Origin of the sequence: Streptomyces sp. NPDC001714 (assembly GCF_042892755.1) — a bacterium.
Taxonomy (GTDB): domain Bacteria; phylum Actinomycetota; class Actinomycetes; order Streptomycetales; family Streptomycetaceae; genus Streptomyces.
Genome location: NZ_JBIAUL010000027.1, coordinates 61,141 through 75,172, shown reverse-complemented (window position 1 = coordinate 75,172; position 14,032 = coordinate 61,141). Strand labels below are relative to the sequence as shown.

The window sequence follows — 14,032 nt, the reverse complement described above, 5'->3', positions numbered from 1 at the left end:
GCGTCAGGGGTGCGTGAGGCAGCCGTGGCGCAGGGCTGTGCCATGGCGTGCGAGATCAGGTGGAAAAGAGGGGTTTACGCCGACGGGTGGTGGCTCTGCCGGCCGTCGGAGGGCGGAATCAGCCCGTACACAGACAGCTGGACACCAGCAGCAGATCGACATGGAGCCGGGAGCACAGCATCAAGGCTCCAGCCATGCCGTCCTCCCGGGTTCTGGCCCGCCTCGGGGCCGATGTGAGCGCACTTGCAGAAAGAAGAGATCCGCCGAGCCGTCACCTGGGGCACCCCACTGCGTCGAGGGTTGCCGTCCGGCCAGCCAGGGCTTGATCACCGGAACTCGTAGCTCGCGCTCACCGTAGATCGGCTGTTCTGCCGGCGTCAACACCGCCCCGGGATGCCCTCAGCCGGTGGAACGCGTGGTGGACGCATCCATCCCGGGTGTGCTTTCATCCGGCCATGGAGACCTCTGGCACGGCACACACGGTGCTGCTCGACCCGTTCTGGGTGAGCCGCCGCGCCGACCAGTTCGACCAGGTCTGTTGCTGACCGCCGTCCCACGGCCCGCGACCTCGTTCCCTTCTTTCTGTCTTCTCGTTCCGGCTGCTTCCGACTAGCCCCTGTCCAGGGCGGGTTGCGAGGGCCGGTCGGCCGCCGTTGCCGCGAAGGAACTCCCATGGCTCAACTCACAGCTTTGCCCGTCATCGACATCTCTCGCTTCCGCACCCCGGACACGGACCGGGCCGCCTTTCTCGCCGAACTCCGGTCCGCGGCGCACGAGGTGGGCTTCTTCTACGTCACCGGACACGGTGTCTCCGCAGCCCTGCGGGACGAGGCGCTGACCGCGGCACGCGCCTTCTTCGACCTGCCCGAGAAGCGGCGGCTGGAGATCGAGAACCTCAACTCGCCCCAGTTCCGCGGCTACACCCGTACCGGGACCGAGTACACGGCGGGCGGCGCCGACTGGCGGGAGCAGATCGACATCGGCCCGGAGCGGGCGGCGTTGGAGACCGGTCCGGACGACCCCGACTACCTGCGCCTGGTCGGCCCGAACCAGTGGCCCTCGTCGCTCCCGGGCCTCAAGGACATCGTGCTCCGCTGGCAGGCGGAGGCGCTGCGGGTCAGCCGGGAGGTGCTGCGCGCCCTGGCCGCGGCGCTCGGACAGGACGAGGGCTACTTCGACCAGTGGTTCGACGACGAGGCGGCCGTCCACGTGAAGATCGTGCACTACCCGCCGCGGGTCGCGCAGGACGCCGACCAGGGGGTGGGCGCGCACAAGGACTACGGCTACCTCGCCCTCCTCCAGCAGGACGACGTGGGCGGACTCCAGGTGCAGCGCGAGGACGGCGGCTGGATCGACGCGGTGCCCGTGCCCGACGCCTTCGTGTTCAACATCGGGGAGATGCTGGAGATCGCCACCCAGGGCTATCTGAAGGCCACGCGGCACCGAGTCGTCAGCCCGCAGCCGGGCGTCGACCGCTACTCGATCCCCTTCTTCCTCGGTCCGCGCCTGGACGCGGTCGTCAAACCGCTGGAACTCCCCGCCGAACTAGCCGCGTTGAGCCGGGGCGTCACCGACGACCCGGACAATCCGTTGCTCGCGGCCTTCGGCGAGAACGCGGTCGTCGGCTGGCTCCGCTCGCATCCGCGGGTCGCCGAGCGCTGGTGGTCCGATGTCCTGGCGAGGCGGGAGAACGGCTGATGAGCACCGCCGACTGGGCGTTCGAGACCCGGCAGGTGCACGCCGGCGCGGTCCCCGACCCGGCCACCGGGGCGCGGGCGGTGCCGATCCACGCGACCGCCGGCTATGTCTTCCGGGACACCGGGCACGCCGCCGCGGCCTTCGAACTGGCCGACCTCGCCACCCACGCCTACACGCGACTGTCGAATCCGACCACCGCGGTGGCGGAGGAGCGGATCGCAGCCCTGGAGGGCGGTTCGGCGGCGGTCGCCGTGGCCAGCGGGCAGGCCGCGACCAGCCTCGCCCTGCTCAACCTGGCCCGCGCGGGCGACCACATCGTCGCCTCGTCGTCCCTGTACGGCGGCACCCGCACCCTGCTTGAGCACACGTTCGCCGACTTCGGCATCGAGGTCACCTTCGTCGACGACCCGGACGACCTGGGCGCCTGGTACACGGCCGTACGGCCCACCACCAAGGCGTTCTTCGGCGAGACGCTCGGCAACCCGCGCGGCAACGTCCTCGACACCGAGGCGGTCGCCCGCATCGCCCACGAGGCCGGCGTCCCGCTCGTCGTCGACAACACCGTGCTCACGCCCTACCTGCTGCGTCCCCTCGAACACGGCGCCGACATCGTCGTGCACTCCACCACCAAGTTCCTCTCCGGCCACGGCACCGGCATCGGCGGGGTCGTCGTGGACAGCGGGCGCTTCGACTTCGGCGCGGATCCCGGCCGCTGGCCCGGACTGACCGGCCCGGACCCGACGTACAACGGCCTGTCCTTCTGGGACTCCTTCGCGGACCTGGGGCTGGCCTACGCGCTGCGCCTGCGTACCCGGCTGGTGCGGGACCTGGGCCCGGCCGTCTCCCCCTTCAACAGCTTCCTGCTCCTGCAGGGCCTGGAGACGCTCAGCCTGCGCGTCGAACGGCACGTCGCCAATGCGCAGGCGCTCGCCACCTGGCTGGAGGACCAGCCCCAGGTGACGCGGGTGCACTACGCAGCACTGCCCTCCAGCCCCTGGCAGACCCAGGCCAAGCGCTATCTGCCGCGCGGCGCCGGAGCGGTGCTCTCCTTCGAACTCGCGGGCGGTCTGGAGTCGGGCCGGCGCTTCGTCGAAGGGGTCCGGCTGTTCAGCCACCTCGCCAACATCGGCGACGTGCGCAGCCTCGTCATCCACCCCGCTTCCACCACCCACGCCCAGTTGGACCCCGCCCAGCAGGCCGCGGCCGGGGTCACCCCCGGCCTGGTGCGGCTGTCGGTCGGCATCGAAGGCGTCGCCGACCTGATCGCCGACCTTGACTCAGGCCTGCGAGCAGCCGCCGTATGACCTCCACCGCACGCCCCCGAGGAGCCCGACCCGCCATGCGCCGCAGCACCGCCCTCCGCCTCACCGCCACCGCGGTCATCGCCGGCCTGTCCGTGACCTCCTGCGGTACCGGAACCGCCGACGACCCCGCGAACGCAGGACAGACCAGCCAGGCGACCCAGCCCACCGACATCGACAAAGGCGCCACCGTCGACGTACGCCTCGTCCTTGAGCCGACCAGCCTCGACATCGCCGACATGGCGGGCGCGGCCCTCGACCAGATCCTCCTCGACAACATCTACCAGGGACTGCTCACCCGCGACGAGAACAACAAGATCGAGCCGAGCCTGGCGACGTCCTACGAGCAGTCGTCGGACGGACTCACCTACACCTTCCACCTCGCGAAGAACGCCACCTTCCACGACGGGAGCAAGGTCACCGCGGCCGACGCCGTCTGGTCGCTGCGGCAGGTCACCGCGGCCGGCTCGAAGAACCCCGACGCGGCGGCACTCGCCTCCGTCAAGAGCGTGTCCGCCACCGGCGACCACACCGTCGTCGTCACCCTCAAGCACCGGGACACCGGCTTCACCTGGGGACTGACCGAAAGGGCCGGCATCGTCTTCGAGAAGGGCACCGCCTTCTCCTCCCTCGCCGGGAAGGAGAACGGCACCGGGCCGTTCAAGCTGAGCGACTGGAAGCGCGGCTCGTCCATCACCTTCGTCCGCAACGACGCCTACTGGGGGAAGAAGGCCAAGGTCGCCAAGGTCGTCCTCCACTACATCAAGGACGACAACGCCGCGGGCAACGCCCAGCAGACCGGCCAGACCGACATCGAGACCGCCGCCGACGCCACCCTGCTCCAGCCGTTCTCCGACACGAGCAAGTACACGGTGCTGCGCGGCGACACCACCGACAAGTTCACACTCGCCTTCAACAACGCCTCGGGTCCGACCAAGGACGTCCGGGTACGGCGTGCCATCCGCCGGGCCATCGACAACGCCGGCCTCGTCAAGACCCTCGGCGGCGCGGCCAAGCTGGTCGGTGGCCCCGTCCCGGCCACCGACCCCGGCTACGAGAACCTCACCGCCGTCGACGCCTACGACCCCGCGAGCGCCAAGGAGTTGCTCAAGCAGGCCGGTCACGGCAGCGGCCTCAAACTCACCGTGCAGATCCCCAACATCTACCCGGCGGAGATCGGCGACTACCTGGCCTCCGAGCTGAAGCAGGTGGGTATCCAACTCACCGTCCGGCAGGTCGAGTTCCAGACCTGGCTCGACTCCGTCTACACCAAACACGACTACCAGCTCAGCCTCGTCGACCACGCCGAGGCCCGTGACCTGGGCAACTTCGCCAACCCCGGCTACTACTTCGGCTACGACAACGCTAACGTCCGGAAGTGGTACGCCGCCGCCCAGACCGCGACCGGCGACGCCGACCGGGACGCCCTGCTCAAGAAGGCGGCCAGGCAGGTCTCCGAAGACGCCGCCGCCGACTGGCTGTACGTCAGCCAGACCCTCACCGTCGTCCGCAGCGGGGTCACCGGCGTGCCGCGGAACTTCACCAGCAACCGCTACGACCTCGCGGACCTCGCCGTGGCGAAGAAGTGAGGCCCGCGTGACCCTGTACGTGGTGCGCCGGGCCGCACTCTTCGTGGTGTCCCTGTTCGCCGCCAGTGTGCTGATCTTCCTGGTGCTGCGGCTGCTGCCCGGCGACGTCGCCCAGACCATCGGCGGCATCAAGGCCACCCCGGCCCAGGTCGCGGCCGTACGCCACGACCTGGGCCTGGACCGGCCGCTCGCCACCCAGTACGGCAGCTGGATCGGTGGCGTCGTCACCGGTGACTTCGGGCATTCGGCCCTGGACGGGACATCCGTCTCCGGGCAGCTCGCCGAGAAGTTCGCCGTGACCGGACCGCTCGCCGCGGGCGCCGTCGTCCTGGCACTCGCCTTCGCCGTCCCCCTCGGCATCCTCGCCGCCGTGCGCCGCGACTCCCGGCTCGGCGGCGCGGTCAACGCACTCGGGCAGCTCGGCATCGCGCTGCCCACCCTGTGGGTCGGGCTGCTGCTCGTCGTGGTCCTCGCGGTCCAGGTCCGCTGGCTGCCCGCCCAGGGCTTCCCCGTGGACGGCTGGCACGAGCCGGGGCAGGCGCTGCGCAGCCTGGTGCTGCCCTGGCTGACGCTGGCCCTGTCCGAGGGCGCCGTCCTGCTGCGGTTCGTCCGGTCCGCCGTCCTCGACGTTCTGCACCAGGACTGGCTGCGCACCGCCCGGGCCAAGGGCCACACGCGCACCGGCGCGCTGGTGCGGCACGGACTGCGCAACGCGGCCGTCCCCGTCGTGTCGGTGCTCGGTCTGCAGATCGCCGCACTGGTCGCGGGCGCGGTCGTCGTGGAGCAGGTCTTCGTGCTGCCCGGCGTCGGCCAGATGCTGATCACGGACGTCGGCAACCGCGACCTGGACAAGGTGCAGGGCGAGGTCCTGCTGCTCACCGGCGCCGTCCTCGTCGTCGGATTCCTGGTGGACCTCGCCCACCGGCTGATCGACCCGAGACTGCGGAGCGCGGTATGAGGATCCCCGTCGTCGCCCGCGCCCTGCTGCGCAGCCGCAGCGGGCTGGCCGGAACCATCCTCGTCGGCTTCCTCGTCCTGTCCGCCCTGGTCTCCCTGGCATGGACGCCGTACGACCCCACCCTCGCGCGTCCTCAGGACGGCTGGCTGCTGCCCTTCTCCGGCGGGCACGTCCTCGGCACCGACCGGCTGGGCCGCGACGAGCTGAGCCAGTTGCTGGTCGGCGCCCGCGCCACCTTGCTCACCGCCGTCCTCGCGGCCGCCGTCGCCGCCGTCGTGGGGCTCGCCCTGGCACTGACGGCGGTGCTGGTCCCGCGCTGGATCGGCGCCGCCGTCGTCCAGCTCACGGACGTGCTGATCGCCTTCCCCGTCCTGCTGATCGCGATGATCCTCACCGCGGTCTACGGCGGCTCCATGTGGACCGTGGTCGGCGCGGTCGGCATCGGGGCGGGTGTCAACCTCGCCCGGGTCGCCCGCGCCGAGGCCGGGCGCGTGCTGAACACCGACTACGTGCTCGCCGCCCACGCCGCCGGCTCCGGCACCTGGCGGACCGTCCGCAAACACCTGCTGCCGAACATCGCACCCACCCTCGTGGTGCAGCTCTCGCTCGTGCTCTCGGTGGCGGTGCTCGCCGAGGCGGCCCTGTCGTTCCTCGGGTTCGGGGCGCCGGCGCCCGCGGTGTCCTGGGGGCGCATGCTGCACGAGCAGCAGCAGTACATCGCCGCCCGCCCACTGCTCGTCATCTGGCCCGGGCTCGCCGTCGCCGCATCCGTCCTCGGGTTCAACCTGCTCGGGGACGGGCTGCGCGAGGCCGCCGACGCGCGCCTGCGGGTGCGGGAGGCGGCGGACATCCGCCCGCGGGTCCGGGAGGCGGCGTCATGAGCCTGCTGACGGTCAGCGGTCTGAGCGTGCGGATCGGCGGTGCCACCGTCGTCGACGAGGTCGGCTTCGAACTCGCCCCCGGGGAACGGCTCGCGCTGATCGGCGAGTCCGGTTCCGGCAAGTCGCTCACCGCCCTCGCGGTGATGGGACTGCTGCCGGACGGCGCCCAGGCCACCGGCAGCGTCCGCTTCGGCGAGCAGGAACTGCTCGGCCTCGGCGACCGCGCCCTGTCCCGGCTGCGCGGCGAGCGCATGGCCATGGTCTTCCAGGAGCCCATGAGCGCGCTCAACCCCCTGATGCGCATCGGCAGGCAGCTCTCCGAGCCGCTGCGTCTGCACCGCGGCCTGAACCGGCGCCGGGCCGCGGCAGCCGCCGTCGAACTCGCCGCGCAGGTGGGCCTGCCGGACCCGGAACTCGTCGTCCGCTCCTGGCCCCACCAGCTCTCCGGCGGCCAGCGTCAGCGCGTGGGCCTGGCCATGGCCCTCGCCACTCGCCCGGCGCTCCTGATCGCCGACGAACCCACCACCGCCCTCGACGTCACCGTCCAGGCCGACATGCTCGCCCTCCTGGACGAACTCGTCCACGAGCACGGCACCGCACTGCTGTTCATCAGCCACGACCTGGCGGTCGTCGCCCAGTTGTGCGCACGGGCCGCCGTGCTCAAGGACGGCCGCCTCGTAGAGGAGGGCGCCACCGACGCCCTGGTACGGCGCCCTCAACACCCGCACACCCAGCGGCTGGTGGCAGCCGCCCGCGCCGCCGGATCGGAGGAGGTCCCCCGATGACCGAGCTGCTGAAGGGCACCGGCCTCAGCCGCAGCTTCCGGCTGCCGCGCACCTCGCTGCTCGCCCCGGCCGTGCACCGTCACGCCGTCCTGGACGTGTCACTCGAGCTGCGCGAAGGCCGCAGCCTCGGCATCGTCGGCGAGTCCGGCTCCGGCAAGTCGACCCTGGCCCGGCTGTTGCTCGCCCTGGACCGGCCTGACTCCGGGACCGTGCACTACCGAGGGCGCGAGGTGAGGCCGGGCAGGCTGCCCTGGTTCCGGCGTGAGGTCCAGGTCGTGCTCCAGGACCCGATGGGTTCTCTCGACCCTCGCGCCACCGTCCGCGACATCGTCGCCGAGCCGTTGGAGTGCCTGCGGCTGCCCGGCGACCACGACGACCGGGTGGACGAACTGCTGCGCGCGGTCGGCCTGGACCCGTCCGTGCGCGGCCGGTATCCGCACGAGTTCTCCGGCGGACAGCGGCAGCGGATAGCCCTGGCTCGCGCCCTCGCCCCCGGCCCGAAGGTCCTCGTCGGCGACGAACCGCTCAGCGCCCTCGACGTATCGGTGCGGGCACAGATCCTCGCCCTCCTCGACGACCTGGCCGCGGCCTACGGACTGACGCTGCTGTTCGTCTCGCACGACATCGGCGTCGTACGGCGGCTCTGTACCGACGTGCTGGTGATGAAGGACGGCCGAGCCGTCGAACAGGGGCCGGCCGCCGACGTGCTGGCGGCGCCCCGCCACCCGTACACACGCCGCCTGCTGGCCGCCGTACCCCGGCTGCCCGCATGACCGGGAGGACCGCATGACCTCGCACCCCGTACGCCGGCTCAGCCTGGGAGCCCTCGTCCACGGCTCCGGTGGCCACATCGCCGGCTGGCGGCACCCCGACGCCCGCCCCGACGGACAGCTCGACTTCGCCTTCCACGCCGACCTCGCCCGCACCCTCGAACGCGGCCGGTTCGACGCCCTGTTCGTCGCCGACGTCGTCGCCCTCTGGGGACACCAACTGGACTCCCTGTCCCGCACCGGCCGTGCCGAGCACTTCGAGCCGCTGACCCTGCTGGCCGCGCTGTCCCTGGTGACCGAGCACATCGGCCTGGCGGCGACGGCGACCACGACCTACAACCACCCCTTCCACATCGCCCGCAAGTTCGCCTCCCTGGACCACATCTCGGGCGGCCGCGCGGCCTGGAACGTGGTCACCTCCGTCGTCCCCCTGGAGGCAGCGAACTTCGGCTACGACAGCCACCTCGAACACGAGCTGCGCTACCGGCGCGCCGACGAGTTCGTGCAGGTCGTCAAGGCGCTCTGGGACAGCTACGACGACGAGGCGGTCGTCCGGGACAAGGCGGCCGGCCGCTACTACGACCCGGCCGGACTGCACACCCCCCACCACCGCGGCGAGCACTTCACCGTCCGCGGCCCGCTGAACATCTCCCGGCCGCCGCAGGGCCATCCGGTGGTCTTCCAGGCCGGATCCTCCGAGACCGGACGGGAGTTCGCCGCCCGACACGGCGAGGTCCTCTTCACGACCCAGCACGAACTCGGCGCCGCCCAGGCCTTCTACGCGGACATCAAGGCACGGGCCGCCGCCCACGGCCGGTCCCCCGCCCACGTCCTGGTCTGGCCCGGCCTCACCCCGCTCGTCGCACCCACCGAGGCCGAGGCCCGGCAACGCCTCGCCGAACTCCAGGACCTCATCCACGACGACGTCGCCCGCCGCCTCGTCCAGGACAACATCGGCGACCTCGACCTGACCGACCACCCGGTGGACGGCCCGCTGCCCGACATCCCCGACACCAACCGCAGCAAGTCGCGCCGCGATCTGCTCCTGAAGTTGGCACACGACGAGAAGTTGACGATACGTCAGCTCGCGCACCGGTTCGCGGCGGGGGCGGCGGTGGCCGGGACGCCCGAGCAGATCGCCGACCACATCGAGACCTGGTTCCGTGCCTACGCCGCCGACGGCTTCAACATCTCCTTCCCCTATCTGCCCGGCCCCGCCGAGGACTTCGTCGACCAGGTCGTGCCCCTGCTCCAGCGACGCGGGCTGCTGCGCACCGAGTACGAGGGCACCACCCTGCGCGAGAACCTCGGACTGCCGCGGCCCGCCGCCCGTGACCGACACCTCCAGGAGACCGGACGATGAGCCGCCGCCGCACCGACCAGCTCCATCTGAACGCCTTCCTCAAGCCGCCGGGGGAGTACCTGGCCGCCTGGCGGCACCCGGACACCGCCGCCGACGCCGGGGTGAACATCCGTGAGGTGCTCTCCTTCGCCCGGACCGCCGAACGGGCCGCGTTCGACGCGGTGTTCCTCGCCGACCTGGTCGGCGTGCCGTTCGCGAGCGAGGACGTGCTCAGCCGGGTCAGTGTGGTCAACGACTCCTTCGAACCGACCACCCTGCTCGCCGCGCTCGCCGCCGGCACCTCCCGGATCGGCCTCATCGCCACCGCCTCGACCAGTTACAACGAGCCCTATCACGTGGCCCGCACCTTCGCCTCCCTCGACCACATCTCCGGCGGCCGGGCCGGCTGGAACGTGGTGACCTCCCTCAATGACGGAGAGGCGCAGAACTTCGGCCTCGACAGCCACCTCGACCACGACACCCGCTACGAGCGCGCCGAGGAGTTCCACGACGTCGTCACCGGGCTCTGGGACTCCTTCGAGGACGACGCCTTCCGCCACGACCAGGCCGACGGAATCTACTTCGACCCGGCCAAGCTGCACGCCCTCAACCACGAGGGCAAGCACCTCAGGGTCGCCGGGCCGCTCAACATCGCCCGGCCCCCGCAGGGCCACCCGGTCATCGTCCAGGCCGGCGCCTCCGAGGCGGGCAAGAACCTCGCCGCCCGCGTCGCCGACGTGATCTTCTCCGGCATCAAGGACATCGGCCGGGCCCGGGAGTTCTACGCGGAGATCAAGGAACGCGCCGCCGCCCACGGCCGTGACCCCGACCACCTCAAGGTCCTTCCGGCGCTGTCCGTCATCACCGCGCCGACCGAGTCCGAGGCGCGCGACAAACACGCCCGCCTCATCGAACTCCTACCCCCGCAGGTGGCGTTGGCCGACCTCTCGTACTGGCTCGGCGGATTCGACCTCAGCCTCCATCCCCTGGACGGACCGCTCCCCGAGCTCCCGGTCTCCAACCAGTCGCAGACCGCTCAGCAGCAGATCTACGAGGACGCCCGCCGCGACAACCTCACCATCCGCGACCTCGTCCGACGCGTAGCGGACGACGAGCGGACGATCACCGGCACCCCGGAGCAGATCGCCGACCACATCGAGGAATGGTTCCAGGGGCGTGCCGCCGACGGCTTCAACGTGATCTTCCCCTATCTGCCGGGCACGTTGAACGACTTCGCCGACCTGGTCGTCCCCGAACTGCGTCGCCGCGCCCTGTTCCGCACCGAGTACACGGGCACCACGCTCCGCGACCACCTCGGCCTGCCCCGGCCGCCCAGGGCCTGCTGACCACACCCCCGTACCGACACCTGCACCCGCCGCAGAAGAAGGAGAACGCCATGACCACCGTCGCCCGTTTCGAGATCCTCCGGGCAGGCCCCCGCTTCGGCGCCGAAGTCGTCGGCGTCGACCTGACCTCACCCGTCGACGACACCACCGCCGAGGAACTGCGCCGGGCCTTCCGCGAGCACAAGGTCCTCGTGTTCCGGGGCCAGCACCTGACGCCCGACCAGCAGGTGGCCGCAGTCAGCGTCTTCGCGCGGCCCTTCGACCACCCGACCGCCGTGAAGCACCCGGCCAACCCGCTCGTCTACCCGTACAACGTGAAGCAGACCGGCAAGGCCAGCACCTGGCACATCGGCGGCCTGTGGCGCGACCCCGTGTTCGCGATCGAGTCCCTGACCTACGAGGTGGTGCCCGAGCTGGGCGGCCACACCCTGTGGGCGGACCTCCAGGCCGCGTACGACGACCTGTCAGAACCGTTCAAGGTGCTGCTGGAATCGGTCGGCGCCCTCTACGACGGCAACGCGGAGAACTACGCGCAGGGCAGCAAGAAGAACGCTCCCGGCGAACCCGTCGAGCACCCGGTCGTCCTCACCCACCCGGTCACCGGCCGCAAGGGCCTCTTCGTCAGCAGCTCGGCGAAGCAACTCACCGGAGTGACCCCGGCCGAGAGCAAGGTGCTGCTCGACCATCTGCTCCGGCACGCCTCCTCCCCGAACTACACGATCCGGTTCGGCTGGAAGCCCGGCGACTTCGTCCTCTGGGACAACAGGGCGACCTGGCACTACGCCGTCGACGACTACGGCGACGGCGAACGCGTCTACCGCAAGGTCCTCGGTGTGGAGCCGGACGCGGGCACCACGGAGCGGCACGCCTGAATGCTCCCGGGAGAAGACCGCGCCGCCCGCCGCGTACTGCTGGTGTGCATGGCCGCTGGGGCGACGACCTTGCTGGACCAGGCAGTCCTGAACATCGCGATCCCGAGCCTGCGGCACTCGCTCGGGGCCGGTGCGGCGGACATCCAGTGGATCGTGGCCGGTTACTCACTGGCCTTCGGACTGGCCCTCGTACCCGGGGGCAGCCTCGGAGACCTGCACGGCCGCAAGTGGCTCTTCATCGCAGGCGTAGCCGTGTTCCTCCTGGCGGGGGTGGCGGCCGCGACCGGCGGCGGCCCGGGAATCGTGATCGGCGCGCGGCTGGTGCAGGGCGCCGCTGCGGGGCTCGTCAACTCCCAGGTGATCGGCACCGTCCAGGACGTGTTCCACGGGCTCGACCGAGGCCGGGCGCTCGGCCTGTACGCGGTGACGGGCGGCGTCGCCGCGGCACTCGGCCCACCGCTCGGCGGCGCACTGGTCGCCGGGCTCGGACCCGAGGCCGGCTGGCGCTACTGCCTCCTGCTGAGCGCACCGTGCGCGGTGCTCACCCTGGTCCTCGCGGCCCGCTGGCTGCCACCGCCCCGGCGTACCGCCCGCGACTCCCGGCTGGACGTTCTCGGCCTCGCCCTGGCCTGCGGATGCACACTGACGCTGATGGTGCCGTTCATCCGCACACCGGACAGCGGGGGACAGGCACTTCTGTGGGCGGCCGGAGTGGCCGTCCTGGCGTGCGCGTTCACCGTGCACCAGCGGCTGCGGGTCCGCAGGGGCCGGGTGCCGCTGGTCCATCCGGCGCTCGCGTCGTCGAAGCCGTACCTGCTGGGCACGGCCGTCGCGATGGCCCAGTTCGGCTCCTCGATCGCCGCGTCCCTCGTGCTCACCGTCTTCCTCCAGGACGGGCTCGGTCTGCCCGCCCTCCTCACGGCGGCGATCTCGCTCCCCTCGGCCATCGCGATGGGTGTCTCCTCGGCACTCGCCTGGCGGCTGGTGCGACGGATCGGACCGCGCACGGTGAACGTCGGCCTGGCGATCGGCATCTGCGCCGCCCTGGGCGGGGCGGTGGCCGCGTTCCTCGCGCCGTCCGCCGCCCTGCCGATCCTCCTTGCCGTGACACAACTGCTGTCGGGTGCCGCCGGCGGGCTCTCCGTCTCGCCCAACCAGACCCAGGTCCTTCAGTACGCGCCGGCCGAGGCCGCCGGCGTGGGCGGCGGCATCCTGCAGATGGCCCAGCGCATCGCGGCCGCCGTCTGCCTCAGCGCCGTATCGGCGGTCTATCTGCACTCCGCCTCCGGCTCGTCCGCGGGCAGCGGCCCACGAGCCGCGTACGCGTTCGCCTCCTGCGTCTGCGCCGGGCTGCTCGCCGCCGCGCTGGTGCTGTCACGACTGCGCGAGGCCACCGCCGCAACCCGTTCACCGAGACCCGAATTCCCTGCTCTGAGGAGTCCCCGAGATGACCGGCACCACGACGACCGCAGCCCGCAAGAACGGTAGGAGCCCGGAAGAACCGGAGCATGTGCTCGACACGGCACCCGATCCCCGGCCCGGGCTGCGCGCCTACCTGGAGGTCAAGCGGGCCGCCCTGCTCGCCAGGCGGCAGGCCCAGCGGACCGCTCCTGTCACGGAGCCGAACCGGCTGCGGGCCCGTACCAAGGCCGAGGAACGCAGCGGCGTACGGCGTATCCGCATCCGCCACCATCAGATCCTCAGCGACTCCCCGCTGGACTTCGCGGGCTACGACCTCGGGCCCGCCTCCCCGGAGATCCAGCTCGGCGTGTTGTCCAGCTGCCTCACCCACGTCTTCCTCATCCAGGCAGCCGACCTGCGCATCCCGCTGGACTCCCTGGAGGTCGAGGTCCAGGCGGACCAGGACCCACGCGCCGGGGAACCAGGCTTCGAGCAGGTGCCGATCTACCCGCACAACATCTCCTACACCGTGCACATCACCTCACCCGCGGCAAAGGAACGCATCCGCGAACTCCATGAGACGGTCGAGCGCAAGTGCCCGATCTACAACCTGCTGAGCAACCCGCAGCACATCACCGGACGGGTCGTGCTGACCGGAAGTCCGCAGGAGATCTGACGGCATTCGGCGAGGGCGGCCCCGATGTGTCAATGTCCGGATGCCGGGCGCGCATTGACGCGTGGAAAGACGCGTTCGTACACTCCTGGACACGACGACTGTCGGCCACCGGCCGGTGCCAGGCCGCGCCCGCCCGACACGGACAGGTGCGTCGTCGTAGGACTGGTCAGGGGATGGGGACGGTCATGCAGCGCGTGCACATCGGTGCCGCACAGCTTGGACTGGTGGCCAGGTTGGACATCGACCTCCGCCGCCGGGCGAGTTCCCTCTGTAGCTGATTCCGGGACGTGACCGGACCGGACAGGCCCGGTTTGCAGCTGTCTGTTCGCACGCGTCGCGTCCGTTCAGCGTGACGCGCTTCGCACCTCGTTCCAGGCCTCGCACGATGGGAAGCGCGCCGGCGCGCCTCCCGT

General features: G+C 71.3%; 12 protein-coding genes and 1 riboswitch. All 12 genes read left to right on the top strand.

Annotated features, from left to right (window positions below; all coding sequences use genetic code 11):
• Positions 1 to 234 precede the first annotated feature (234 nt).
• Positions 235 to 344, bottom strand: a riboswitch (SAM riboswitch).
• A 328-nt stretch (positions 345 to 672) separates the two neighbouring features.
• From ACFY0P_RS45110 to ACFY0P_RS45055, 12 genes are read left to right on the top strand one after another with little or no spacing between them, the layout of a single operon-like run.
• Complete coding sequence (locus ACFY0P_RS45110) at positions 673 to 1,698, top strand: isopenicillin N synthase family dioxygenase (protein ID WP_388927780.1); 1,026 nt, start codon at positions 673 to 675, stop codon at positions 1,696 to 1,698.
• Positions 1,698 to 3,002 carry an O-acetylhomoserine aminocarboxypropyltransferase/cysteine synthase family protein gene (locus ACFY0P_RS45105; RefSeq protein ID WP_388927777.1) on the top strand — a complete coding sequence of 435 codons (1,305 nt, stop codon included), beginning with the start codon at positions 1,698 to 1,700 and terminating at the stop codon, positions 3,000 to 3,002. The genes ACFY0P_RS45110 and ACFY0P_RS45105 overlap by 1 nt, the downstream gene beginning before the upstream one ends.
• Before the next feature lie 35 nt (positions 3,003 to 3,037).
• Positions 3,038 to 4,588, top strand: a complete 1,551-nt coding sequence (locus ACFY0P_RS45100) for an ABC transporter substrate-binding protein (protein ID WP_388927774.1) — start codon at positions 3,038 to 3,040, stop codon at positions 4,586 to 4,588.
• Positions 4,589 to 4,595: 7 nt separating this feature from the next.
• Positions 4,596 to 5,546 carry an ABC transporter permease gene (locus ACFY0P_RS45095; RefSeq protein ID WP_388927771.1) on the top strand — a complete coding sequence of 317 codons (951 nt, stop codon included), beginning with the start codon at positions 4,596 to 4,598 and terminating at the stop codon, positions 5,544 to 5,546.
• Positions 5,543 to 6,427: an ABC transporter permease gene (locus ACFY0P_RS45090; RefSeq protein WP_388927768.1), complete on the top strand. Its 885-nt coding sequence runs from the start codon at positions 5,543 to 5,545 to the stop codon at positions 6,425 to 6,427. Before ACFY0P_RS45095 ends, ACFY0P_RS45090 begins: the two co-directional genes overlap by 4 nt.
• Positions 6,424 to 7,212 (top strand): ATP-binding cassette domain-containing protein, encoded by a 789-nt coding sequence (locus tag ACFY0P_RS45085; protein WP_388927765.1) that lies wholly within the window; start codon positions 6,424 to 6,426, stop codon positions 7,210 to 7,212. The genes ACFY0P_RS45090 and ACFY0P_RS45085 overlap by 4 nt, the downstream gene beginning before the upstream one ends.
• The gene (locus ACFY0P_RS45080; RefSeq protein ID WP_388927762.1) at positions 7,209 to 7,985 is read left to right on the top strand and encodes an ATP-binding cassette domain-containing protein; all 777 of its coding nucleotides are present in this window, start codon (positions 7,209 to 7,211) and stop codon (positions 7,983 to 7,985) included. The genes ACFY0P_RS45085 and ACFY0P_RS45080 overlap by 4 nt, the downstream gene beginning before the upstream one ends.
• Positions 7,986 to 7,998: 13 nt before the next feature.
• Complete coding sequence (locus ACFY0P_RS45075) at positions 7,999 to 9,345, top strand: LLM class flavin-dependent oxidoreductase (RefSeq protein WP_388927759.1); 1,347 nt, start codon at positions 7,999 to 8,001, stop codon at positions 9,343 to 9,345.
• Positions 9,342 to 10,670, top strand: a complete 1,329-nt coding sequence (locus ACFY0P_RS45070) for an LLM class flavin-dependent oxidoreductase (protein WP_388927755.1) — start codon at positions 9,342 to 9,344, stop codon at positions 10,668 to 10,670. Before ACFY0P_RS45075 ends, ACFY0P_RS45070 begins: the two co-directional genes overlap by 4 nt.
• A 50-nt stretch (positions 10,671 to 10,720) precedes the next feature.
• Positions 10,721 to 11,542: a TauD/TfdA dioxygenase family protein gene (locus ACFY0P_RS45065; protein ID WP_388927752.1), complete on the top strand. Its 822-nt coding sequence runs from the start codon at positions 10,721 to 10,723 to the stop codon at positions 11,540 to 11,542.
• Complete coding sequence (locus ACFY0P_RS45060; protein ID WP_388927749.1) at positions 11,543 to 13,030, top strand: MFS transporter; 1,488 nt, start codon at positions 11,543 to 11,545, stop codon at positions 13,028 to 13,030. It begins immediately after the preceding gene.
• Positions 12,990 to 13,619 carry an OsmC family protein gene (locus tag ACFY0P_RS45055; RefSeq protein WP_388927746.1) on the top strand — a complete coding sequence of 210 codons (630 nt, stop codon included), beginning with the start codon at positions 12,990 to 12,992 and terminating at the stop codon, positions 13,617 to 13,619. The genes ACFY0P_RS45060 and ACFY0P_RS45055 overlap by 41 nt, the downstream gene beginning before the upstream one ends.
• Positions 13,620 to 14,032 lie beyond the last annotated feature (413 nt).

Bases quoted from the DNA above. Each gene is read 5' to 3' on its own strand.
- ACFY0P_RS45110 (WP_388927780.1), top strand. From the start codon at position 673: ATGGCTCAACTCACAGCTTTGCCCGTCATCGACATCTCTCGCTTCCGC.
- ACFY0P_RS45105 (WP_388927777.1), top strand. From the start codon at position 1,698: ATGAGCACCGCCGACTGGGCGTTCGAGACCCGGCAGGTGCACGCCGGC.
- ACFY0P_RS45100 (WP_388927774.1), top strand. From the start codon at position 3,038: ATGCGCCGCAGCACCGCCCTCCGCCTCACCGCCACCGCGGTCATCGCC.
- ACFY0P_RS45090 (WP_388927768.1), top strand. From the start codon at position 5,543: ATGAGGATCCCCGTCGTCGCCCGCGCCCTGCTGCGCAGCCGCAGCGGG.
- ACFY0P_RS45085 (WP_388927765.1), top strand. From the start codon at position 6,424: ATGAGCCTGCTGACGGTCAGCGGTCTGAGCGTGCGGATCGGCGGTGCC.
- ACFY0P_RS45080 (WP_388927762.1), top strand. From the start codon at position 7,209: ATGACCGAGCTGCTGAAGGGCACCGGCCTCAGCCGCAGCTTCCGGCTG.
- ACFY0P_RS45075 (WP_388927759.1), top strand. From the start codon at position 7,999: ATGACCTCGCACCCCGTACGCCGGCTCAGCCTGGGAGCCCTCGTCCAC.
- ACFY0P_RS45070 (WP_388927755.1), top strand. From the start codon at position 9,342: ATGAGCCGCCGCCGCACCGACCAGCTCCATCTGAACGCCTTCCTCAAG.
- ACFY0P_RS45065 (WP_388927752.1), top strand. From the start codon at position 10,721: ATGACCACCGTCGCCCGTTTCGAGATCCTCCGGGCAGGCCCCCGCTTC.
- ACFY0P_RS45060 (WP_388927749.1), top strand. From the start codon at position 11,543: ATGCTCCCGGGAGAAGACCGCGCCGCCCGCCGCGTACTGCTGGTGTGC.
- ACFY0P_RS45055 (WP_388927746.1), top strand. From the start codon at position 12,990: ATGACCGGCACCACGACGACCGCAGCCCGCAAGAACGGTAGGAGCCCG.